The sequence below is a fragment of the Chitinophaga sp. MM2321 genome, assembly GCF_964033635.1.
Taxonomy (GTDB): Bacteria; Bacteroidota; Bacteroidia; order Chitinophagales; family Chitinophagaceae; genus Chitinophaga.
Window position 1 is genome coordinate 3,485,542 of record NZ_OZ035533.1, and the last position, 23,089, is coordinate 3,508,630.

The 23,089-nt window shown below is 45.9% G+C and carries 13 protein-coding genes; all 13 read right to left on the reverse strand.

Annotated features, from left to right (window positions below):
• Positions 1 to 4: 4 nt before the first annotated feature.
• The 13 genes from ABQ275_RS13525 to ABQ275_RS13585 all read right to left on the reverse strand — a co-directional run bounded on the left by ABQ275_RS13525 (position 5) and on the right by ABQ275_RS13585 (position 22,939).
• Positions 5 to 1,258, reverse strand: a complete 1,254-nt coding sequence (locus tag ABQ275_RS13525) for a hypothetical protein (protein WP_349313668.1) — start codon at positions 1,256 to 1,258, stop codon at positions 5 to 7.
• Between the two features lie 6 nt (positions 1,259 to 1,264).
• Positions 1,265 to 2,530 (reverse strand): hypothetical protein, encoded by a 1,266-nt coding sequence (locus tag ABQ275_RS13530; protein WP_349313669.1) that lies wholly within the window; start codon positions 2,528 to 2,530, stop codon positions 1,265 to 1,267.
• A 33-nt stretch (positions 2,531 to 2,563) separates the two neighbouring features.
• On the reverse strand, positions 2,564 to 3,997 hold the full coding sequence (locus tag ABQ275_RS13535) for a hypothetical protein (protein WP_349313670.1): 1,434 nt from the start codon (positions 3,995 to 3,997) through the stop codon (positions 2,564 to 2,566).
• Between the two features lie 19 nt (positions 3,998 to 4,016).
• Positions 4,017 to 5,546 (reverse strand): RagB/SusD family nutrient uptake outer membrane protein, encoded by a 1,530-nt coding sequence (locus tag ABQ275_RS13540; protein ID WP_349313671.1) that lies wholly within the window; start codon positions 5,544 to 5,546, stop codon positions 4,017 to 4,019.
• Between the two features lie 21 nt (positions 5,547 to 5,567).
• On the reverse strand, positions 5,568 to 8,708 hold the full coding sequence (locus ABQ275_RS13545) for a SusC/RagA family TonB-linked outer membrane protein (RefSeq protein WP_349313672.1): 3,141 nt from the start codon (positions 8,706 to 8,708) through the stop codon (positions 5,568 to 5,570).
• 40 nt (positions 8,709 to 8,748) lie between these two features.
• Positions 8,749 to 9,288, reverse strand: a complete 540-nt coding sequence (locus ABQ275_RS13550; protein WP_349313673.1) for a D-lyxose/D-mannose family sugar isomerase — start codon at positions 9,286 to 9,288, stop codon at positions 8,749 to 8,751.
• 37 nt (positions 9,289 to 9,325) lie between these two features.
• Complete coding sequence (locus ABQ275_RS13555; protein ID WP_349313674.1) at positions 9,326 to 10,453, reverse strand: Gfo/Idh/MocA family oxidoreductase; 1,128 nt, start codon at positions 10,451 to 10,453, stop codon at positions 9,326 to 9,328.
• Positions 10,454 to 10,843: 390 nt separating this feature from the next.
• Positions 10,844 to 12,262: a sugar MFS transporter gene (locus tag ABQ275_RS13560; protein ID WP_349313675.1), complete on the reverse strand. Its 1,419-nt coding sequence runs from the start codon at positions 12,260 to 12,262 to the stop codon at positions 10,844 to 10,846.
• Positions 12,263 to 12,539: 277 nt separating this feature from the next.
• Positions 12,540 to 13,946, reverse strand: a complete 1,407-nt coding sequence (locus ABQ275_RS13565; RefSeq protein ID WP_349313676.1) for a sialate O-acetylesterase — start codon at positions 13,944 to 13,946, stop codon at positions 12,540 to 12,542.
• Positions 13,943 to 16,462 (reverse strand): family 78 glycoside hydrolase catalytic domain, encoded by a 2,520-nt coding sequence (locus ABQ275_RS13570; RefSeq protein ID WP_349313677.1) that lies wholly within the window; start codon positions 16,460 to 16,462, stop codon positions 13,943 to 13,945. Before ABQ275_RS13570 ends, ABQ275_RS13565 begins: the two co-directional genes overlap by 4 nt.
• Positions 16,462 to 17,745: a hypothetical protein gene (locus ABQ275_RS13575; protein ID WP_349313678.1), complete on the reverse strand. Its 1,284-nt coding sequence runs from the start codon at positions 17,743 to 17,745 to the stop codon at positions 16,462 to 16,464. Before ABQ275_RS13575 ends, ABQ275_RS13570 begins: the two co-directional genes overlap by 1 nt.
• Before the next feature lie 42 nt (positions 17,746 to 17,787).
• Positions 17,788 to 19,599, reverse strand: coding sequence for a RagB/SusD family nutrient uptake outer membrane protein (locus tag ABQ275_RS13580; RefSeq protein ID WP_349313679.1), 1,812 nt, complete (start codon positions 19,597 to 19,599; stop codon positions 17,788 to 17,790).
• Positions 19,600 to 19,612: 13 nt separating this feature from the next.
• A complete protein-coding gene (locus tag ABQ275_RS13585) occupies positions 19,613 to 22,939 on the reverse strand; it encodes a TonB-dependent receptor (protein ID WP_349313680.1) in 3,327 nt (1,108 codons plus the stop codon).
• Positions 22,940 to 23,089: the final 150 nt, after the last annotated feature.

Consider the following 23,089-nt stretch of genomic DNA (forward strand, 5'->3'; position numbering starts at 1 on the left):
CTGGTTAACGCGATTCCTTTTGCCAGATCTCCTTGATCGTTTCTTCAATATTCAATCCATCCGGTACAGCAGGTGATGGCGTATTAGCACGGTTTTTAACAACCGGTAATCCCTGACCACGGGTAATAAGCCGCGATACGGGCATTTCCAGGTAACCGGTTTTATCATTCGCATTGATCCAACGCTGGGCATACCAGAGCCATTCCTTTTTATAGGCTTCGGGCTGCAAATAGAACCAGGTAATTTCATCATAACCCCAGGTGTAATGCGAAGTAGTATCGGCAACACCGGGCTTTTCGCTTACACCGAAATTGTCTAACTCAACGAGATAAGGCAAGGCATCGGTAGACCAGCCCGAAGGGGTGATACAGCCTTTGCTCCTTCCAAAAAAAGCATCGAGGTAACCTTTCTCCAGCACGCCTTCCATAGGTTTTTCCGGCACTTCTTTTACGCGCAATGGAAAAGCATTGAAATCGAGCAGACTTTTTCCGTTTACCACCATGCCACCATGCGGTGTGTGTGCGTCTAACAGTATCCAGTTACGGCGCGCATGGTCACCTGCGTATTGCCGTAATTTATCCAGGAATGCGGACCATTGCGTATAATTATTATCCGCCATCCCAATCAGGTCGATTTGTCCGAAGTGAATGGCTTCACATCCGATGCCGATATAAGTGCCTGCCAGGAACATCATCCATAGCTGCGTTTCCGAACGGGTAATATCGGGCACACTGCTACCGGCGCCCCAGTGGTTTACAAATACGCCCTTGCTATTGAGCATGGAATCGTACCGAAAATTCCTGTCCTCCACGGGAAGGTCCAGTGCTTTAAAGGTCCATTCCGGTATTTTGATGGTGTTCACTTTGGTGGTGATGCACTCAAAAACCGCCGCCTCAAAAACCACGTCCTTATCATTTTCATGCACTGCCTTCACCAGCCGCTCCGCATTTTGCAGGAAGCCTGTTTCATTCAGCACATCTTCTTTACCCCAGCGGTAGATGGCCCGTCCAATGAATTTTGCGCCGATATTTTCTATCAGCCGGATATCATCTTCCTTAGCCGGGTAACTGGCATCCACGCAGTACGGGTCTACCGTCAGGAACTCCGCCATCGTAACGGAGCGTTTCAGGTAATTTTCCAACACCTCCTGTGAAATACCTTTGCGGTCTATATGATAAGGATCTTCCTTATGATCGGCGCAGCTTGCGGACATTAGCCAGCAAAGCAATACGAACAGATATGTGTGTAATGATCTCATAATATTTTATTTACTCCATATTTTTTTGATGGTTTCTTCCTGGCTTTTTCCGGATGGGCAGCTGCTGCTTTCTGTGTTAGCCCTGTAGCGGGTAACTTGTCCGCCTCCCAGAGCTATCACGCGGCTGCCGGGCATCTGGATGTATCCATTGGGATCTACCCGTGCGATCCATTTATCAGCGTATTCAAGAAATTCATTTTGTTCTGCCGTAGGCTGACGATAGAACCACCCGATTTCATCATATCCCCATACAAAAATATCTGCGACACTGGGCGTACCGGGTTGATCGCTCATACCAAAATTATCAAACTCCACGAGGTAGGGCGACTGATCGCACTCCCAGCCACTGGGAGTAGTGCCACCTTTCGTTAAACCATAAATGGCGTCCAGGTAAAACTTTTTCAGTTCAGCCTTTTGTGGTTCACCGCCAATTTCTTTTGCCCTCAAAGGAAAAGATACGAAGTCGAACAGCAATTTCCCATCTACTGCAAGACCACCACCTGGTAAATGCGCATCACAAAGCACGGTACCTCGGTGCGCCACTGTTTTGGCGGTATTCCTGATCCGCCCCAGCAGGTCCTTCCAGCCTGCATAGCCGTTGCCCGCATCCGCCATGGCCATCAGTTCAGCCTGTCCGAAATGCAGCGCCTCTATACCGGCTTCCATGAAACGACGCGCCAGGTGATAGAAGTACATCTGCGTTTCTTTCCGCGAAATATCCGGCACGCTGCCCGTACCCCACATACCAACGCCATTGCCTTGCAGGTTGATCATATCATCATACCTGAAGTTCCTGTTTTCTACCGGCATATCATATTCCTGGAATACCCAGGCCGGCACCGGTACATTGTTTACATCAGGCGTAATGATTTCGAAAATAGCGCCCTGGAAAATAACGTCCGCATCAGTTTGATGCACCTGGTCGATCATAGCCTTGGCATTGTCGAGAAAAGCAGGGCCATTAAACCGTGATTCCACTCCCCAGCTATACAGGGCCCTGCCGATAAACTTGGCGCCTATATTGGTAAGCATACGGAAATCGTCGGCCTTATCAGGATAAGGGCCGTCGCTGTAGAAACCATCGGAGTTCAGTATTTCGGCCTGCGTAATGGCGCGCGACAAATAGCTTTCCAGCACATTGCGCTGTATCACGCCATCGGAAAAAGTATAATTTCTTTCCAGTGGCGGACGTTGGATAACCGTCTCCGTGTTGTCTTTTTTACAGGCCGTAAGACCAGCTACTGTTACCAGTAATATAAATAGCTTTTTCATTGTATTCTTAATAAGTTGATCAAATCAATAGTATTAATTACAAGCCGGCAGGGTGTTAATATCGATGAAAGGATCACCTGCTTTCGGACGTAACTGTATCACAGGGTCCGTTTTCTTAAGCACCCCGTTATCGACCCAGTTCCTTACAATACAGAAACCGACCTGTCCACCTGCTGTGGTGATAGGAACAAGTCCGTCAGGGCCGCCATTATCAAGGATGTACACATCGCCTCCGATATATTCCAGCGCCTGTAAACCTCCCAGCCCGTTCACCTTATAGTGATTTTTGTAGATCAGGTTTCCGCCGATATGTTTAATACCACCGCCTACTACGTACCAGGTATCCATATTCCACATATCGCCTTTTGTTTTATCACCGGTAATTTCAAAATCACCACCTACATAACTGAGTGAAGTGAAACCAGCGCCGCCATCGCCCATAGCCGGTACGGGATTGAGACGAAGACTACCTTCTATACGTGTAACACCGGAGAAACTGGCTGCCCCTGTAGGAAAGCCCCAATAAGCAAACTTCGGACAGTTTTCAACGATAAGATCCCCGTTGATGATCCGGTAATCTTTGAAACCCTGCGGGTTCACCAGCTCCGCATTATTCCTTAAAACAATGCTTCCAAGACAGTTGACGGAATTAAAGAACGTTTCTGTTGTAGTGACCGCAGTACCTTCCAGTGTAATCGTACCCTTCACCGCTTTCAACTTTGTTTTGATCGTACCGATCACTACATCGGTGATGTCCATGCCGGTGATCTTCAGGTCCATGGCTGTATCAGAAAGCGGGTTAAACTGCTCTACATCCCCTTTTGATCCCAGTACATAACTGATGATATTTCCTCCGGCCATTTCCCCGATCAATGTAGGATCTGAAACGGAGTTTGGATGGTTGTTTGACAAGGTTACGGTACCATTAATAACGCTGTTGTTCATCAGGTATTTGACCACGCAAAAACCGACCGAATCAAAAGAACAGGGCTGGTTTTCTCCCAATAAAATATTATCTGTAATAGTCAGGTCTCCTTTAAAAATTTTCAGGTGCAGCAAACCATCAATGTTGGTCAGCACCTTATTATTTTTGATCAACAGGTTCCCGCTATGGAACTTGAAATTATCGAGGTGACTGATAGCTGCAAGCTGCTCATTATCCTGGATAGTAAAAGAAACCGTGATCGCACTCAGGTTTACCAGGTTGATATCGGTAAGCCCGGTATTTTCAATGACCAGGTTCTTCACTGATTTGAATTGCAGGGAAGATAAGTCCGTAACATCAGCACCGGTGATGGTGAGGGTACGGATATTATCCTGTACCGAGAATTTATTTACATCGGCCTGCGACGAAAGCGTATAGTCGTTTCCGCTAGTCAGCTCATGTTCCTGTTTCTGGCAACCGACAAAGAGTAAGCATGCTATGATTAGACTGAAAACAGCCCGATTATTGTTGATGAATTTCATAACCATTGGATTGAAGGAATTATTTATTCGGGTTTAGGTCCACTTCACGCTGTGGTACAGGATAGAAATAGGCGTATTCCTGTTTCACCTGTTTATTCGTGATACCTTGCACAACGCGGTTTGTACGGCGCAGTTCAAAAAGACCATGCCCTTCAAAGGCCAGCTCCCAGGTAAGTTCCTGCCATATAGCCTCCCTGAATTCTTTCGGGCTCAGTCCTGTCTGCAGCGGTTGTAATCCTGCCCTTTCTCTCACGTTATTCACCCATTTATACCCTTCTGTTGTTGGACCTGCCGCTTCTGCATACGTAAGTGCCGCTTCTGCAAACCGCATCAGGTAAAGGTTGGCGCTGGTACGGTTGGTAAGTGACTGCGGATCTGTGTATTTACGGCAGAAAGGAAAATAAAATGCACTCACTGTAGCGTTACCGCTATTGATATTTGAAGGCGCATAATTTGCCAGTACGGAACCATTTTCATTGTAAATGGTAGTGACCATCATTTTTTTGCGGATATCATCGTTTGAATAAGTGTTATAAAAATCATTATCAACACGATAATAACTCCAGCAGGAAGTACCATCGATCACCTTCTGCACACCTGCACCACCGGTAAGGGAACTGGCAATAAAGATGGAGGGCAGACCAATGCCAAACATCTGCGGCAACTGGGAGAAATTACCTTCAAACCCTTTACCATCCCTGTACATAGAAGTGATGAAGATATGCTCCATACCGTCTGCCTGGTGGTTTACATCGTATACATTCAGCAGGCTTGGATCAAGACCGTAGGTAGATTGGTTATTCACTACTGCATCGGCATATTCCGCAGCTTTTGTGTAGGTCTGTTCGTAATCACCCACCCATTCATAACCAGGCGCGCCGGTCATTCCGGAAGATGCCATGGTTAAATACACTTTACTCATCAGGAACTGGGCGGCTACTTTATCAGCGCGTCCGGCCTGTTTGGAAATGGTGAGCATGGGAATAGCTGCTTCCAGGTCTTTGATAATGAACTCATACAATTGTTGTATGGTACCATAATCGGCTTTTGTCTGGCTTACGCTTTCCACTACCTTATCGTGCAGCGGTACTTCGCCATAAGTACGTACCAGCATGAAATAATGGAAGGCGCGCAGAAAATGGGCTTCTCCCAAAAACTGGCGTTTGCTGGCAGCTGAAATATTCTCCATCTTTTCTACGTTCTCCAGCACCGAATTGGCGCGGCTAACGCCGAGATAAGCGTATTTAAAGAAGTACAGGAATTCTTCGGTGTTTGGATCCACATCCCAGGTATACAGGTTTGTTTCCAGCCCCTTTCCATAAAACTTGTACTGGTTGGTTGTAATGTCCACCAGGTTGAAAAGGAAGCGGGCCCCGTATTCAATATTGTTGATCGGATCGTAGGCATATAACAGGGCATTCATGGCATCCTGTTCTGTATTATAATAATTGTTGTTGGCAAACACGCCATAGGGCTTTTCTTCCAGCATTTTTTTGCAGGATGAAAGCGAGAGGGCGGCGATAGCTATAATCGTTATGAATGATCTCATGATTACATTTTTTTGACCTGATTAAAACTTGATTTCCAGACCGGCAGTGATAGTGGTGATGCGCGGATAAGCTGCTGCTCCGCGGCCACTCTCTCCTACTTCCGGGTCAAACTCGCTGGTCTTTGACCAGGTAACAGGGTTGGTTACACTTGTGTATATTCTTCCCTGTTTCAGGAACTTGATAGTAGCGGGGAGACGGTATCCCAACACGATATTCTGTATCCTCAGGAAAGATCCGTCTTCCACAAACCAGGAAGAAGCGAGGTACTGTCTGTCGGCACGAAGTTTCGGGCGTTCGTTGTTCGGCTCTTCAGCTGTCCAGCGTTTTTCCTGTAAAGAAGCTGCATCCAGTTTGCGGGTAGCGAAAATGTCGTTACCATACATACCGTACAACAGCACGCTCAGGTCAAGCCCTGAAGCATGTGTCAACTGCAGGTTGAGGCTTCCGGTAAAATCAGGATTGGGATCACCGATGATAGTGCGGGCATTAGGATCTACCGTACCATCTTCTTTCAATCCAACATAATTAAATTCACCCGGCTGGTTCATCTTTGCATTGTTACCGGGTTTGTTTTGTATGATACCATTCACCGCATAACCATAGAAAGCGTTGATGGGATAACCGATAGCGAGTACGTTGAGATAAGCATCGTTCAGTACACCGCTGCCATAAGGTTCGTACCGGATACCGTTTGCATCGGTAATATAGCCGGAACTTTCCTGCGAACCGATGTCGATCACCGTATTCCTGTTCATGTTGAAGATCAGGCCGGCATTGAACTGGAACTTACCTTTATCGATCACGCGGCCGTCTATTGAAAGCTCGAAGCCTTTGTTCACCACTTCACCGTCATTGGTCCATACCCTGTCGAAACCGGTGCTGGGATTGAGGAATTGTCTTCTCAGCAAATCGGTTGTTCTCTTATAATAATAATCTGCGGTGATGGAAATCCTGTTATCAAGTACCGACATGTCTATACCAACATCGAACTGTCCTGTTTTTTCCCAGCGCAGATTTTTGTTAGCCATACCACCCCACTGCACATACCTGTTGCCAATCCCTTCGCGGCCGATCTCTTTACCAACACCATAAATGATATATTCTTTTCCGTTGAGATAGTAATAATCATTTCCGAACTGGGAAATAGACTGGTAAGGCGATATGCCCTGGTTACCTGAAATACCATAGCTGGTGCGCAGTTTCAACTGATCAAATATGTTGAGGTCGCGGATAAAATCTTCTTCTTCCATTTTCCAGCTCAAAGCGCCGGAGGGGAAAAAGCCCCACTTGTTATCGTCTCCGAATTTAGAGCTACCATCCGCCCTGGCGGTAACGGTGAGCAGGTAACGATCGTTATAAGTATAATTCAATCTAGCAAAACCGGAAGCAAGTGTTGTTTCCGTTCTGTTATTGTTGATGATCTGTTTCTCTGCACCTGCGAGGTTCTCTTCTTTCAGGACCACGTTTGAAAACCCTTGTCCTACTACGTTTACGCCCTTGCTTACACTGTTCTCATAGTTAATACCACCCATCAAACTGAACAGGTGTTTTTCCGCGAATGATTTAGTATAAGTAAGATAAGCGTCGCTTGTGAGGTTGAGGTAGTTGGAAGAACCCATACCGCCTTCACCGTTATAGAGGTCGCCGCCCAATGTGTGTACCGGCGGATTGAAGAAATAGCTTTCGCCGGAACCGCCGCGGGCGTTACCGCGAACAATGAACTGGAGGTCTTTCACAATATCCCACTCCATTTGCAGGGTAGCATAAGCATCCATATTGCCTGCATTATTCACCCGCTCATTGGTCATGGTTACGGGATTACCATAATCCAGTTCATTCATTTTATAATAGGTACCATCGCCATTATACACCGGGAATAAAGGATTACGGGAATAGTTCATGCCGTAGTTATACAATCTTTTTCCTTTCCACAAACCCGCTTTACTTCTGATGGTGAGGTTTTCCGCTACTTTATTATCGTAAGAAAGGTCCAGTGAAATTTTGTTGTAGTCATCACCTATCTGCATGCCTTCACCTTTCAGGTAACCGAGACTGATGTAATAGTGGTTGTCTTTGGTGCCACCTTCAACGCCCACATTATAATCGTAGCTAACGGAGGGATCGCGGAATACATAGGGTGTCCAGTCAGTTTTATAAGGCCAGGCGCCACTTTTGATTTCTGCACGCGATGGGTAATAAGTGCCTGAAGGGTCTTTCTTACCGATATAGCGTGGTTCAAGACCGGCGTTTTCCATGGCTTCATCTTCCAGCATCGACATCTTCAATCCATCTTTCCAGTAATCCAGTGGTTTACTGAATGTACCGAAACCTGTTTTCTGATTGAACCATACATTTGCCTTTCCGCTGGCGCCACGTTTTGTTGTGATCATGATAACACCGTTAGCACCTCTTGATCCATAAATAGCGGTGGCAGAAGCATCTTTCAATACTTCTATGGATGCAATGATGTTAGGGTTTACCGCATTCAGGTTACCGGCTTCGCCCAGGGGGATACCATCTACCACCACTAAAGGTGCGTTGGAACCGTTGATGGAGCTCACGCCTCTTACGCGCACAGTGGTACCGCCCTGTGGATTATCGTTGTTGCTGTTGATCACCTGCAAACCGGATACACGGCCTTGTAATAAAGACTCAAAGCTACCTGCGGATGCCTGTGTGATCTTTTCGCCTTTGATGGAGGCCACGCTGCCGGTAAGATCACTTTTCTTCACCGCGCCATAACCCAATACCACTACTTCTCCCAGGTCGCCGGCAGATTCCAGCTCAATCAACAATTCTGTTTGCGCGCCTACTTTTATTTCTTTTGTTTTCTGGCCGGTATAGCTGATCATGAGTACCTGCCCGGTACGCGCGGCCACAGAAAACTTGCCGGCTTCATTGGTATAAGCGCCTGTTGTGGTGCCTTTCACGGCCACTGACGCGCGGAATAGCGGGGCTCCCTGCTGGTCAAGCACCGTTCCTTTGATTGTACGTGCTGTGTCCTGTCTGATCGCAACAGGTGTGTTAACGGGAATATCCGCATGCGCATTATCCGTAAAGAAACAGCAGCATAAACATAAAATGGAGGAGCATAAAACGGGTACCCGCTTACGCTGTAGCAATAGTGCTACAAAAACCTTTGACAGGTAATAACTTTTCATGGTGGAATCATTAAGGTGAGCAATCAGGTGCCTGGGACTGTCAGTCCGCTGTTATTTCGGTAAATCTTCCGATGGCAGTATTGGAAAAGAAATTATCATGGGTATCATCATTGGCAGTAGAAACTTCTCCAATGATACATTCATCTGATACCGGGTAGAAAGCATGCCACAGCAAAGGAGTAATGGTAATCCGTTCTCCGGCGTTCAGCAGTATAGGTTCCCCGGTGCGTACCTCTCTCATTTTTCCGTTGACCTTCACCTGCAATAGTGTGCTTTGCGGCTGATCTGCCGGATCCTGTTCCCACAATTCGATCATCAGTTGACCGGTGCGGCAGATGATGTCTTCTTTTTTCTTTTTATGATAGTGGGCGGGTGTTACCTGTTGACGCGTAGCGTACATCAGTTTTTCACAATACTCCGTTTCTTCCGCCAGGTTGATCAGTAACAGACCGGTGCTTTTAAAATCACCCAACCCGAAGTCTGTGATGTCCCAAACCGGCTCCGGGGGAAGCGTCCAGCCATTCCTGCTAAAAAAGACAGTAGCCGCTGCCTGGGCGTGGTTAATTTCAGCGCGTTTCATAACGTGTATAATTTTACATAATCGTGAAAAGTTGCAATTAATCAGTCAATATAACGGCAGTGCGCATACGAAAAGATTCGAGGGCTGCTGCAAATACCCGGTGACTTTCTACCGCTTCTTCCGGTGTAACACACCCGAACCTGCCATCGAGCTTTCCGGCGCGTTCGGCTACAAATGCTGCTATCATCTGCATAAAACAGTCTGGAAAACCAGCTTCAAAAATGCCGCCTGTAATAACCGGGAAAGGCATCTGGAAGCCAAGGTCCACCCGTTGCCATGCCTGTTCTTTACCGCGGCTGAATGTCCATAATGCCTTGGTATCCTTTGTGCTGTATTTTACGCCGCCTGTTGTTCCCAGCACTTCAATGAACCAGGTATTGGTTTCACCGGGTGCGAGGCGTTTCATTTCAAGCGTCATGGGTACCGGTTCATCCCCTATTGCAACCTGCGTATTAATAGTGGCGTTATTCCAGGTATCGCAGGTGGCCATGCCGCCTTTGCCATCGGGGCGCTCATGAACAATGCGCTGTAGTTGAGCGAATACCAGTTCTGGCTTCCATCCCAGTCGTAACGGCACATGCAGCACATGCATACCGAGGTCGCCCATCACACCGATTTCACCGCAATATTTCGCCTGCCGTTTCCAGTTGATAGGCTTCAAAGGGTCCATATCACTGGCATGCAGGAAGCCTGCTTTTATTTCAATGATCTTACCTAGTCTGCCGGATTGCACTTCCTGTATAACACGCTGCGGACCAGGCAGGAAAGGTATTTCAGAGCTGCACCGCACGAAGCGGCCCAACTTGTTTGCTTCCTCTTTAATGACCAGCGCCGCGGCCAGGTTGATGCCGAACGGCTTTTCCGCCAGCAGATCTTTACCTGCTCTCAGTACTTCGAGGTATACCTCTTCATGGAGGTTATGTGGCAGTGCCACATACACCACATCAATATCTTTATCTCTCAGCAGTTCCTTATAATCAGTCGTAAAAAGTTGAACTGTTTCTACCTTCTTATACCATTCCAATACCTGCTCATTCAGATCGCAAACCGCGGTGAGCGTTACATTTACAGGAAAATCATTTAATACGAACCATCTTCCCAGGGCGCTGGCAGCCTCTTTACCCATCAGCCCTCCGCCGATAATACCCAGCTTAACTTTTTGCATATACTTACAGGTTATTTTATTAATAGTAATGCGCTATTGAAATAACAATGCTTTCAGGTAACAACGTGGATGAACAGGCTTCAGTTGAAGTCCGGCAAAAAACAGTCACTACACTACCTACAGGTAATGACGATATCAATAAAAAAAATGAAATAACGAATACCGGAAAGATGAAAATGTTTTGCCCGGCAATTACCGCTTATTCAACATCCGCATGACCGAAGGCACAGGTACAGGTGTATCCTGACCATGCGGAGGAAAATGTTTCATAAGTGGAAAGCGTATCTCTGTTTATTATACCGGCTGTATATTAAACAGCCGGATGGATCATTCTCTAAATCAAATATAATACTTTTTCTGAAACTTGTATATACAAGTTGAAAAAATTATTTAATGCCCTCCGCCAATCACTTGTTTTCCTGCAAGTGGTTCATTCTTCCGGCAATACCATGCGAAATAAGTAATGTACAGGTAACAGAGAACAGGCAGGAAAAAAGAATATTGAATGCCGATCATATCGGCCATACCGCCTTGTATCAAAGGAATAACGGCGCCACCGAGAATAGCCATTACCAGCAGGGAAGACGCCTGACTGGTATAACTTCCAAGACCTGCGATAGAAAGTGTGAAGATATTAGACCACATAATAGAATTGAACAATCCGATGCCGATCAGCGCCCACACAGCCACCGGGCCAGCATTCAACAACGCCAGCAACAACAATGCAATACTCAGTACAGAAAAAATCAGCAGTGTACGGGCAGGGAAAGATCTACCCAAAAAGAAAGCAGCCAGATTGAGAACAATAAGACCCAGGAAAGGCGCCATCTGCGCGAAACTCAGCGATACCACGCTATAAATAAAAAAGAATACGGCGATGGCAATGCCTGCCATATAATATGGTTTCCTTCTCTCCGAAATAACCGTGCTGAGTGAAACAGCGCCTAAAAATCTGCCTATCATAGCACCGCCCCAATATAAGGCGAGATAGTTTTTACCAATAGACTGCTCCAGTCCCATAATATTATCCTGTGCCAGGAAATTGATCATAAAGCTGCCGATGGCCACTTCAGCACCAACGTAAAAAAAGATGGCCAGGATACCCCTTCTCAACTGCGGAAATTTTAAAGCACCCAGTTCCTTGCCGGGATTTTGCGCTGCTTTGAACGAAGGCAGTTTTACTTTGTAGATCACAACACCGATCAACAAAAAGACAATACCAAAAATCAGGTAAGGTATTCTTGTAGCGATGGGTGCAATTTCTCCATTCTCAGAAAAGAATTCGAAGATCAGGAAACCTCCTGCAATAGGCGCAATGGTGGTACCAGCAGAGTTGAAAGCCTGCGCCAGGTTAAGCCGGCTGGAAGCACCCTTCTCTTCACCCAGCAGGGACACATAAGGGTTGGCAGCAATCTGCAACAGTGTAAAACCCAGTCCCATTACAAAAAGGGCCGCCAGGAATAATGCATATACAGATAAAGTAGCCGCCGGGTAAAACAACGTACACCCTATTGCTGAAATAAGCAGTCCCAGTAAAATACCATTCTTATATCCTATCTTATTAATCGGATCACCATTGTAATATGATATAAGGAAATAAATGAGGGAGCCTGTAAAATAAGCGCCGAAAAAACAGAACTGTACCAACATGGATTGGAGGTAGTTCAGGTTGAATAATTCTTTCAGATGCGGGATCAGGATATCATTCATGCAGGTAATAAATCCCCACATAAAGAAAAGAGAAGTCAGCGTATAAAGCGGCGTGGCATAGTTTTCCTTAGCTTTAACGGCCTGTTGGTCTGTAATCATTTTTAAAAACGATTTGGATGTACATGAATCGATCGGGCAGATCTTCGCATACAGTCCCGCAGTTACTGCCACGTGGAAGGCAGTATTTTCATATCGTAAAATCTCCATCACGGCAGCCAAAAATTGCCGGACGGGTGAATGCCCGAAAGTTGAATCTTTCAAATATAAACAAAAAAACAACTTGTATATACAAGATAAAGTAAATTTTATCTTCCGGCACTGTGTTGGAGCAAAAATAACAGGATGCCAACAAAAAATATTTTTATGTCAGATTGAATTAATGATTCCACTTGTCAGTTCTGAATGGCATCAACGGGAGGCCATTCGTATCAAATACATTGGGCATGGCTGGATTGGTAAAACAATACCGCACCGCTACCGGTGCTTTCACCTGTTTTGAAGTCAGGGAAATATTGCCATTCTTTTCAATACGGGCCTTGGCCGGATAAAATACTTTGTCGTTACCGGCCATTTGAAAGTTGATGATCTCTTTATTATGACTGCTCAGTTTACCGATTGCTGATGTGTAGATGACCGCCGTTTGATGATTGATTTCCAGCTTTGCAAAATGCGGCGAATAAGGTTGCAGCTCCGCTACCTCGTATTGCTCTTTCAGTACCAGGTTTGCCAAACGCCTGCCCACACCTGCTTTCAGCCGGGGGTGGATATCCTTCAGCGAATCCACCAGATCTCCTATCGTTACCATTCCCGTATTGGGCAACACCAACGCAGTTTCCTGCTGTTCCCGCAGGAAGGCTGCGGCATTCTCCGGATATCCATCAAAAGGGGCGATCTGCACGATATAAAAAGGAAGCTCTTTTTTAAAGGCTTTTCGCCAGCTGGTGATCATTCCTCTCAACATGCTCCCGTATACTTTTGCTTCCTGGTCTACACAGGCATTTGTTTCGCCCTGATACCAGATCACACCCGATAACGTATACGGTGCAAGCGGGTGAATCATACCATTATACAAAACACCCACACCTTGCGGCACCCATGCTGTGCCAATCTTTTTGCTCACCCTTGAAAGTTCCGCATCATTTTCTATAACGTACTTAGGTGTCCAGGGTTGAATACGGGTAGCCCCCATATACGAACCGATGAGGCCCACCGGTGCATGCAGCTGCTTTTGTAAAGCAATTCCGAAGAAGTACCCTACTGCGCTGAAATAGGCCATTGTTTCGGGCTGGCATACCACCCATTTACCTTTGCAATCGGATCTGGGCAGTACATCATATACAAATTCCGGCATAAAGAACCGCATTTCATTATTACGCGGCGCCTGGAGCGCATCTCCGGCATCCAGTATACCTGCATTGCAGGATAAGGCCATGTTTGATTGCCCTCCGCAAAGCCACACTTCTCCTATCAGGATATCATGAATGGTGACGATACTGGTGTCATTAATAAACTGAATGGTGTATGGGCCTCCTGCCTTTGGTGTGCGGATACTTGTTTCCCAGGTACATTCATCGGTCACCAGCGTCCTGACAGTATCCTGCGGGGCCCAGCTCCCAACAACTGCTATTTTTCGCGTGGCAGGTCCCCAGCCCCACAACTTCACGTCGCCGGATTGCTGGAGCACTGCATGATCACTGATGATGGAAGGAAGTTTTACCGGCATGTCCTGCGCGTATAAAGTGGTAGAAAATGCCAGTAGTATTACAACGATAATTTTTTTCATTCTGCTGTGATTAAATAATTGCCTGCAGCCAGGTCAAATGCGCAGGTACCGTCCCCTTTCACCTCCGGCGAAAAAGAGGTGCCGGCGTTTACTTTCTTTACGGTAACCTTCCGCGGATGTTTGGTGGGCAATTGAAAAGTAGCCACACTGCCTGCAGGTACGGTGATAGTGAAAATATTTTCTGCGTTCTTTTTATCCCAGTTAGCCACAATGGTGCCCTGTGGCGATTCATAGGAACACTTCACCTGTGAAAGATGTTCCGGTAATACAGGTGCGATCACAAATTTTTTGAATCCCGGCGTCAACGGCCTGATACCGGCCAGCCACTTGTAAAACCATCCTGATACGGAGCCAAACATTGGATGACAGTTGGAGTAAATATTATCGCTTTCTTTCCAGGTTTCCCATTGTGTGGTAGCTCCGTTTTTGATCATAAATCCCCATCCCGGAAACTCCTTGCTGTTTACGATCTTAAATACCTTGTCTGCATGTCCGTACTGCGACAATACTTCCAGGATATATCTTGTTCCAAAAATACCGGTGGTAAAATGTCCGGCCGGTGCATCATCTATTGCTTTTAACAACAGATCCACTGCCGCCTGCTGGTCTTTCTCAGGAATGACGCCACAGTATAACAGCAACGTATAAAGTGTTTGCTTATTAAATGCATCTTTAGTACTATCCAGTGCCGCGATGGCTGCTTTCTTTTCCTGCTCCGGCAGGCTGTTGATATATGTCATCGATGCTTCCCTTGACTGGCGGTCTATCAGATCACCGGAAGTATTGCCTGTCCAATACATCTCCCTTAAACTGTTTCTTATCTTCTCTTCCAGCGCAGCAAAACGTTTTTCGTTTTCTTTATCATGCATCACCACCGCAAACTCCTTCATTATTTCCGCTGTTTTAAGATAAGCGGCTGTGCCCAACAACTGAACCGGTACATTGACCAGTGATTCATGATCGCTCAATCCTTTATCAACGATACCCGACGGGTGAATGCGGGCAGCCTTGTCCATCCATTTCAGGTCAAAATCATATAGCTCCCGCACAAGGGCCGTATCACCATAATACTGGAACAGGTTGTGCTGTACATCAAAAATGGAAGATTCAAAATTCAATCCGCAATATTTTAAACCAACGTAAGGCGCGGCATCAATAAATACGGTATCCTGGTAAGCATCTATCCAATCGTACAATACTTTTTTATAAAAAGAATGCATATTGAAATTGTAAACAAACGCCTCACTGGTGGCTTTCATATCGCCTCCGTAAGGGAATTTCTCCCGTCCGGGGCAATCTGATTGCACGCTCATCAGGTTACTCAGGAAAGTACGGCTTATCATCTGTTGAATGGAGTTGATAAGATCGTTTGAAGAAGAAAAACTGTTTTTTCTGTCCACATTGGAGCTCAGGGCAATACCTTCCATATCGCTCTTGAGCGGTGGATGGCGGAGTCCTGAAATTTCCATGTAGCGGTACACTCTGTAAGAGAAAAGAGGACTGTATTCCGCTTCTCCGTTCTTGCCAAAAATGTACATGCCCTCTTGGTCCGCCAGTGCAGGCGCTCCTGGTCCACCTATCCCCTTCTTTTTAATCTGGCCGGCAACGGCTGTCATGGGATTTAAAGTATTGTTGTCATAGATCCTTTCACCAAAACGAAACCTGATGGTATCACCTTCTTTGCCGTGCAACTTAATTTTAAAAGTTCCGGTAAAGTTGACGCCCATGTCCACTACATAAACACCCTTCGGCGCTTCCATTATTTTAACAGGTTTCTTTATATCGATCACCTGTATATGCGGGAAGAATGTTTTTTGCAGTTTGCCGCCAGGTCCTGTTTTCTCCACAGCAACTTCCCACTGCCTGTCATTAAAGCCGGGCAGGGCATTTCCTTTGATTTCTTTACGGGCGTCATATCTTTCACCGAGGTACACATTATTCCGGATAACTGGGCCATAAGCATACTTCCAGCTTTTATTGGTCACAATTTCTTCCGTTTTGCCGTTGGCGTACACGACTTTAATTTTTGCCAGCAATACCGGGCGCCCGGTTACCAATGCATCCCGCAGGTTGTATACGCCCCAGAAGGTGAGTGGTAACGGATTGTAGAAACCATTACCTAACGTTACGCTGATACAGTTTTTCCCTTTCAGGAGATTATCTTTGATATCATATTCAGCATAGTAGATCCTTTTGCTGAAATCTGTCCACGCCGGGTCGCAATAGTTCTTCTCCAACGTTTTACCATTCACCGTTGCGCTGTAATAGCCCGCAGCCGTAATAAAAAGTGTCGCAGACCTGATGGTTTTGTCTGCTACAAATTCTTTACGAAATATGGGAGCCGGGTCATCTTCATACATCAACGAGTCCAGAACAGGCTGTACGCGGGCATCGCCGATCCATACCGCATTTTCCAAGTCAGTGGCTGTTTGCGCACCGGCCGCCATACTTCCCAACAGGAAGATGCCCGTAACACGCAGAAAAAGTACTTTTTTTATTTTGCTTACAAGAATCATCAAACAGATTTTGGAACCATATAAATTGCAACATCACCAGGTTCAACTTCCATGGTGTTGGTATAAAAGCTGGCAGGTACCATTGTACCATCTTTCAAAACCTTCATCACCTTTTCTTCTCCATAAATGGTGAGTTGCATACTCTTCTTAAAATTGCTGTTCACTACTACCACAAAAGTATGATCGCCGTTCTCTAACGTAGCTACCAGGGCACTTGCGCCATTTGTATCCAGTACTTTTATTCCTTCGGGCAGCTTACCCAAACGCCGGGTACCACTGGGCGTTGACTCCCCTGTATGCCGCACTGAAAGTACCTTTGATCCGTAAAATACACCAGACAGGTTCATTACTTCTTCATTCATTTGTTTTAGCCTGTCGTAGGTAACGGTACGTTTACCATCCAACCCTATGGGTCCTTTATAAAAATCCCAAATGTTATTTTCTTCCGGCGCCGGTGTCCAGTATGTAAAATATTGTACGCCTTGTGCACCATAAGCCAGGATGCTATAGATCTGCAACCGTAATTCAGCCAAGGTAGGAGGAGGAAAATTTACGGGTAAAGAAGATCCGGTTGTGAGGCCGAAAGCCCAGAAATCCTTCCCTGCTTTCCGGCATTCATCTGCCATGATCTCCAGATTTTCATAGTAGTTGGCCCGCAGGCTATCCCCGATAATGCAATAGGCATCATAGCTGATAAACTGCATGGGTACCTCTTTGATATAAGTATTCAGGTATTCACGATAAGTAAGCGAGGAAGCTTTGTCTTGTTCTTTACCTGTTGCAAACTGCCAGTTCTCCGCATAGATAGGCAGTGTATTGACGTAACAAAAATGTTTATCATCTACCGACTGTACCCGCTTTGCCCATTTGGCCAGATCTGCAAATTCGCTCCTGGAGGGTTCATCCCGCAGAAAATAACCTGCAATAGCAGGGTGATTCATAAATTTCCTGACCGTTTTTTCCGGTTCTGTTTTAAGTTCCGGGCAGGACAGTACAATCTTTATCCCAACCTTTTGTGCCATATTCAATGATAATTCAGCATCCGCCATTGTCTGGAAAAAAGAAAAGTTAATGGTAATCCCCGCTTCTTTCAGTTCCTCGTATCGTTGCAGGTTTGTTTCCTTGCCTGGTACACTGTACCAGGCAAGTCTGGGGATAGTACCCTTTGAAGGTATTTTCTCCCCGCGCACATTTTTGTTCACCGGTACGTCACTGCTTGTCATCAGTGATATCAAAGCCACCCATATTAGCGGCAACAATAAAAATATAAAATTCTTCTTCATTATTAATTTATTAAGATAACCAATAGTACTGCACCCGGTATCTTAATGATATCCGGGGTTTTCCACCAGGTTTGTATTTTGCTGGGTCCTGGCATTGGTAATAGGTAAATAATAGTTGTATGGTTCAAAGACAGGCTTCACGTTAGCGCCACCGTCTACATCGGCTAAAATCTGTAATTCCAGTTTGCCGGACGCGAAATCACGGATATACCTTAAACCGGTTTGACGCCTGGTCAGCTCCGTGGTAGCAATCCGCCAGCGCCTTGTATCCCAGTACCGGTGACCTTCAAATGCCAGCTCCACTTTCCGCTCCTTCTGGATTAAACTGAAATTAATGGCGGTACGGGCTTGTACACCAGCCCTTGACCTGATGGCATTCACCGCGTTTAATGCTTCATCCGGTTTATTCAGTTTAAATGCTGCTTCCGCATGATTCAGCAGTACTTCCGCAAACCGGAATACGATCCAGTCCTGGCTGGATGCAAAATCGTACACCATGTTGTTGTGGTTTTCATCCAGGTACTTCAATACGCCAAAGCCCGTAAAAGGCCCTGATTTCTGACCTTGCAATCCCAGATGAGGAACACCCTGGTAGGCGCCGTTTGGATCGGTGAGATACTGCCCATTTACCTTTAAAGCCTTATGCCAATCGATAGGAGATCCCAGCCAGGTGGTACCATTGGTATAGATCGTGGCATAGAAGCGGGGTTCCATGCCTGCCCATAACTCGGTATCATCCCAAAGCTTCCCGGTTAAAGTAGCGGTGCTCAGATCCGGCGGGGTACCATCTGCTTTTTCAAAGGTGGATGCGATAAATGATAAATAAGGCATGTTCTGGTTACCGTTAAACCAGGCATTGGGCATAGGCCCCTGCATGAAGTCGTAATACCAGCCGTTGCCGCCCTGGGAAATCATGTCCTTGTTATTGTGTGCCACTACAAACATGGCTTCCATATTATCTTTCACCAGGAAGAGGTCCCGGAAGTTCTTGGTTTTATTCGCGTCTACATTATACAAGCCATTTACGCCATCGTCGATAATTATCTTTGAGGCATCATAACTTTTCTGATAGTACGATTGCGCTTCTCCGGCAGGAATGCCCAGCAAGCCATTGAGCTGCACCGTGCCGTATTCTGCAATACTGCCGGCATACAGTGCAGCCCGTGATTTCAACGTTAATGCCGCGTATTTGGATACACGGCCGGAAATGGCTTTTGGCGGAAGGTCATTGTAAATGTTATCTATCTCACTGATAACAAAATCGTATAACTCTTTCTCTGTATTCCTTTTGGGGTACAGCTTCTCATATGGTTCATCAATAGTTTGCGCATTGGTAATCAGCGGAACGCCGCCATACCGTTTCACCATTGAGAAATAGTTGAATGCTCTTAAAAACCGGGCTTCTGCCAGCAAGCTCTTTTTTACATCTTCATCAATCGGCGAGGCCGGTACCTTTTCAATAAAGTCGTTGAGCTGACGTATAATGATGTAGGCATTTTCCCACCACTCCAACAAGCCACCATTCACGGTTATGCCACTGTTTCTGAAATTGGCCCAGTTGGGATACATACCCCAGGTACCTTCATCCGCGATATTATTGATCAGCGTCACCCCCACCTGTGCTTCTGTAGTCCAGCCAACGCCGGGTCTTATTCCTATGTATTTATCCGGCGTTTCATTTTCCAATACACTCATCATGCTGTAACTGCCGGCTAAATTTGCCTGAATAGCCTTGATATCACTCCAAACAATATTATCTGCAATTCTATCCAGCGGTTGTTTATTCAATATATCTTTTTGACAGGAAGTAAACAGAAGGACTCCTGATAAGAAAAGGATTTCTATTCTTTTCATGCTCGTGTGATTTTTATAATGAGATATTAGCACCCACCATGATTGTTTTCATCTGCGGGTAATAAGAAGTGGTAGGTTGACCATCCTGGATGGTGAAGGGAGATTCCGGATCAAGGTTGAATTTATTTAACCCGGATATGGTGAACAGATTGCTGCCACCAACATAAAACCTGACACTCTGGAAATTGATTTTTTGCATTAATGCTTTTGGCAAGGTGTATCCGATAGAGAATGTTTTCAATCTCACATAGTCTGCCTTTCTAAAGTTGCGGTCAGACAGCAAGCCGTTTGTACCCGTTCCGCCCAGGCGGGGGATCAATGCATTCGGGTCGTTTGTTTCTGCTGTCCAGCGGTTATCGAAGAAGGTTTGTGTATAGGAAACCAATGAAACATGCTTGTAATAGCCAAATGCGCCCTGGATCAAAGCAGAAAAATCGAAGTTATTATAGTTCAGGTTTATATTCAGACCGCCCATCCATTGGGGGATCTGTCCTTTACCGATTTCTACTTCATCTTTCCAGTCCAGCACCCCATCTTTATTATTATCAACATACCGCACATCTCCCATTTTCAATACCGGGTTACCTGGATAGGTGAAGCCCAGTTTATCTATCTGATCCTGGCTGGTAAACAAGCCGTCTGAGATGTATCCCATTGTGCGGTCGATCCACTGTCCGGATAACTGATAAATTCTTTTGGAATCGGGATCGGTATAGGGCACTTCCTCTACGTGGTCCCATTTGGCCCGTTGCCAGGAAACGTTGGCGCTTACATCCCACTTCCAGTGATTGCTGGATCCCATGGTACCCACTCTCAGTTCAAAGCCCCTGTTATTCTGGCTATTCAGATTTTCCAATGGCAATTCAGCCCCAAAGCTGGACGGCAGGCTCACTGTTTTCTGGGAAGGTATACCATCTCTTTTACGATAAAATACTTCTGCTTCTCCGTATAATTTTCTGTTGAAAAATGAATAATCAACACCCACATTATAAATAGCAATCCGCTCCCACGACAAGGTGGGGTTAGCCATTCCCAGCGGAGCAATACCCATTACCGGCACACCGCCAAACAAGGCCGGCATCAAGGTAGCGCCATAACCTGCGAGGTACTGGAAATTACCGATACCATCATTACCGGAGGCACCATAACTTGCCCGGAGTTTCAGCTCATCCAGGTCAGTAAAACTTTTCATGAAATCCTCCTGACTTAAACGCCAGCCCAGGGAAACACTGGGAAAATATCCCCACCTGGAAGCAGCCGGGAATTTTGCTGATGCATCTGCACGCAAAATCATTCCCAGCAGGTATCTTTCCTTGTATCCGTAATTTAATCTGCCCACATAACTTTTGCGGCTCATTTCACTCGCGGAACCGTTGTTGCTCACGGTATTCAAACTTCCTGCAAATAACTGATCGAGAGTTGGGAAAGTGAAATCTGATCTGCCGGCTGAAATAAAATCGGACGATAACGTATAGATTTCATACAACGCCATGGCATTGATCTGATGTATATCATTGATCGTGCGGTTGTAATTCAGGGAGAACTGGCCTGTTAATGTGGTGGTAACCGATTTTTGTTGTGTCAGCTGCGTGTTTGAATTGTATTGTGATGCCAGTGTATATTCTTTCGTATCTACGTTGTAGGTGTACATATCCACTGGTCTGGCATAAGATTTCTGGTTATCGTTCACCTGCATGTAATTGCCGAACGCCTTTAAGGAAAGGCCTTTAATCGCTTTAACATCATAGGTGAGGGTGGCTGTTTGGCTGGCTGTTTGAAAATGGTCGTCTGAATAACCGCCCAGGTCCCGGTTTGATTGTACCAACGCGCCGCCGGTAGCAGATCCGCTATAGGGGATCTTTGACGGATCGGGCAAACTGGCAGGATACATGGGCTTATTGTTGTACAGGTCCGCAAACAGATAACCACCACCATTCTGTGGCCTGTTGGTGGAATTGATACGATCTATGATGTTGGATACCGTAATGCTCATGGTCAGGTTATCCAGGATATTCGCATCTACATTTGACTGGAAGTTGTATCGTTTATAGTCGCCCCCATTTTTCTTCCAGAATGAGCCCTGGTTCAATGTACCTAAAAAGGCATAGTACCGGATCTTCTGGCTTCCGCCGCGGATCGATACATTATAATTCTGCATGGGCGCCCAATCACGCACGATCAGTTTTTGCCAGTTGGTATTATAATAGCCGGGTTCTGTAGCGGCATAATATTTATCAATCTGTTCCTGTGTATAGGGAACTGCATTGGCCGGTTGGCCTGATTGTAAATAAGATTCAGATACGAGGGTGGTATATTGACCGGAGTTCAGCATTTTCTGGAAATAGGTAGGCCGTTGTAACGTGGTGGTAGCATTTAAGGTAATGACGGGTTTCCCTATATTTCCTCTTTTTGTGGTAATTAAAACAACGCCGTTACCCGCTCTGGAACCATAAATAGAGGCCGCCCCATCTTTAAGAATGGTTACGGTTTCAATCTGGTTGGCATCAATATTTCTAAAGTCGGCTTCCACACCATCTACAATGATCAGGGCACTTCCGAATCCACGGATATTTAAACTGGAGGCATCTGCACCCGGTTGTCCACTGGATTGTATTGCAATCAGACCAGGCAATTTACCCACCAACGCATTGGTAACAGAAGAAACGGGCACCTTTGCCAGGTCCTCTGATTTGATAGTAGAAATGGCGCCGGTATTATCCTTCTTTTTCGCAGACCCATACCCTACCACCACGATATCATTCAGTCCGGAAACCAGTTCCTCGAGTACGATATTAAATTCCCGCTGAGTGCCTGCCTTTACTGTTTGTGTTTTGTATCCTATAAAAGAAAATACCAGCTCCACATCGTCTGCATTGGTCACGGTGAGTTTAAATCTCCCTTCCGCATCTGTGGACGTACTGAGCTGCATACCCTTCACCAATACCGTTGCACCCTGCAAAGGCTTGCCTGTAGCATCGCTGACCGTTCCTGTCAGTGTGGCGGCTACTGCGCTTGTGATATCAGGGAGTGCGGTGGGAACCGGATACTTCTTTTTCCGGATCCTGATGATACCATTCCCGATGGTATATTCCAGGGGATATCCTTTCAGGCACTCATTCAGCACCTGCTCAAGGGGTACCTTGTTTACATCTATACTCACCAATGACGTACTTTTCAGGTCGTTGTCATTGAATAAGATAGAAATATTTGCCTGTTTTGAAATCTTTTTGAAAACACTTTTAAGTGGCTCATTTTTTACGGAGAGCGTGATCCCCTGGGACAATCCTGTAGCACTTACATGCAAACAGGCAATGAGCATGAAAACCGTGGTCATTCTCATAATCCGTCGTATTTTTCTTCGAGTTTCCGATACATCTGCAAAAACGCTTGAGATTAGTTTGGTCGATAAAAGTTCTGCCCGGCATAGAACTTTGCTGGTAAAGACAAATTGCATACATTTATAAGGTTTGGTGATTCTTTAATAATCGAT

Excerpts from the sequence above, each read along its gene's own strand:
- ABQ275_RS13575 (WP_349313678.1), bottom strand. The coding sequence starts at position 17,745 with ATGAAGAAGAATTTTATATTTTTATTGTTGCCGCTAATATGGGTGGCT.
- ABQ275_RS13550 (WP_349313673.1), bottom strand. The coding sequence starts at position 9,288 with ATGAAACGCGCTGAAATTAACCACGCCCAGGCAGCGGCTACTGTCTTT.
- ABQ275_RS13580 (WP_349313679.1), bottom strand. The coding sequence starts at position 19,599 with ATGAAAAGAATAGAAATCCTTTTCTTATCAGGAGTCCTTCTGTTTACT.
- ABQ275_RS13540 (WP_349313671.1), bottom strand. The coding sequence starts at position 5,546 with ATGAGATCATTCATAACGATTATAGCTATCGCCGCCCTCTCGCTTTCA.
- ABQ275_RS13560 (WP_349313675.1), bottom strand. The coding sequence starts at position 12,262 with ATGATTACAGACCAACAGGCCGTTAAAGCTAAGGAAAACTATGCCACG.
- ABQ275_RS13530 (WP_349313669.1), bottom strand. The coding sequence starts at position 2,530 with ATGAAAAAGCTATTTATATTACTGGTAACAGTAGCTGGTCTTACGGCC.
- ABQ275_RS13535 (WP_349313670.1), bottom strand. The coding sequence starts at position 3,997 with ATGAAATTCATCAACAATAATCGGGCTGTTTTCAGTCTAATCATAGCA.
- ABQ275_RS13545 (WP_349313672.1), bottom strand. The coding sequence starts at position 8,708 with ATGAAAAGTTATTACCTGTCAAAGGTTTTTGTAGCACTATTGCTACAG.
- ABQ275_RS13555 (WP_349313674.1), bottom strand. The coding sequence starts at position 10,453 with ATGCAAAAAGTTAAGCTGGGTATTATCGGCGGAGGGCTGATGGGTAAA.
- ABQ275_RS13525 (WP_349313668.1), bottom strand. The coding sequence starts at position 1,258 with ATGAGATCATTACACACATATCTGTTCGTATTGCTTTGCTGGCTAATG.
- ABQ275_RS13585 (WP_349313680.1), bottom strand. The coding sequence starts at position 22,939 with ATGAGAATGACCACGGTTTTCATGCTCATTGCCTGTTTGCATGTAAGT.
- ABQ275_RS13565 (WP_349313676.1), bottom strand. The coding sequence starts at position 13,946 with ATGAAAAAAATTATCGTTGTAATACTACTGGCATTTTCTACCACTTTA.
- ABQ275_RS13570 (WP_349313677.1), bottom strand. The coding sequence starts at position 16,462 with ATGATTCTTGTAAGCAAAATAAAAAAAGTACTTTTTCTGCGTGTTACG.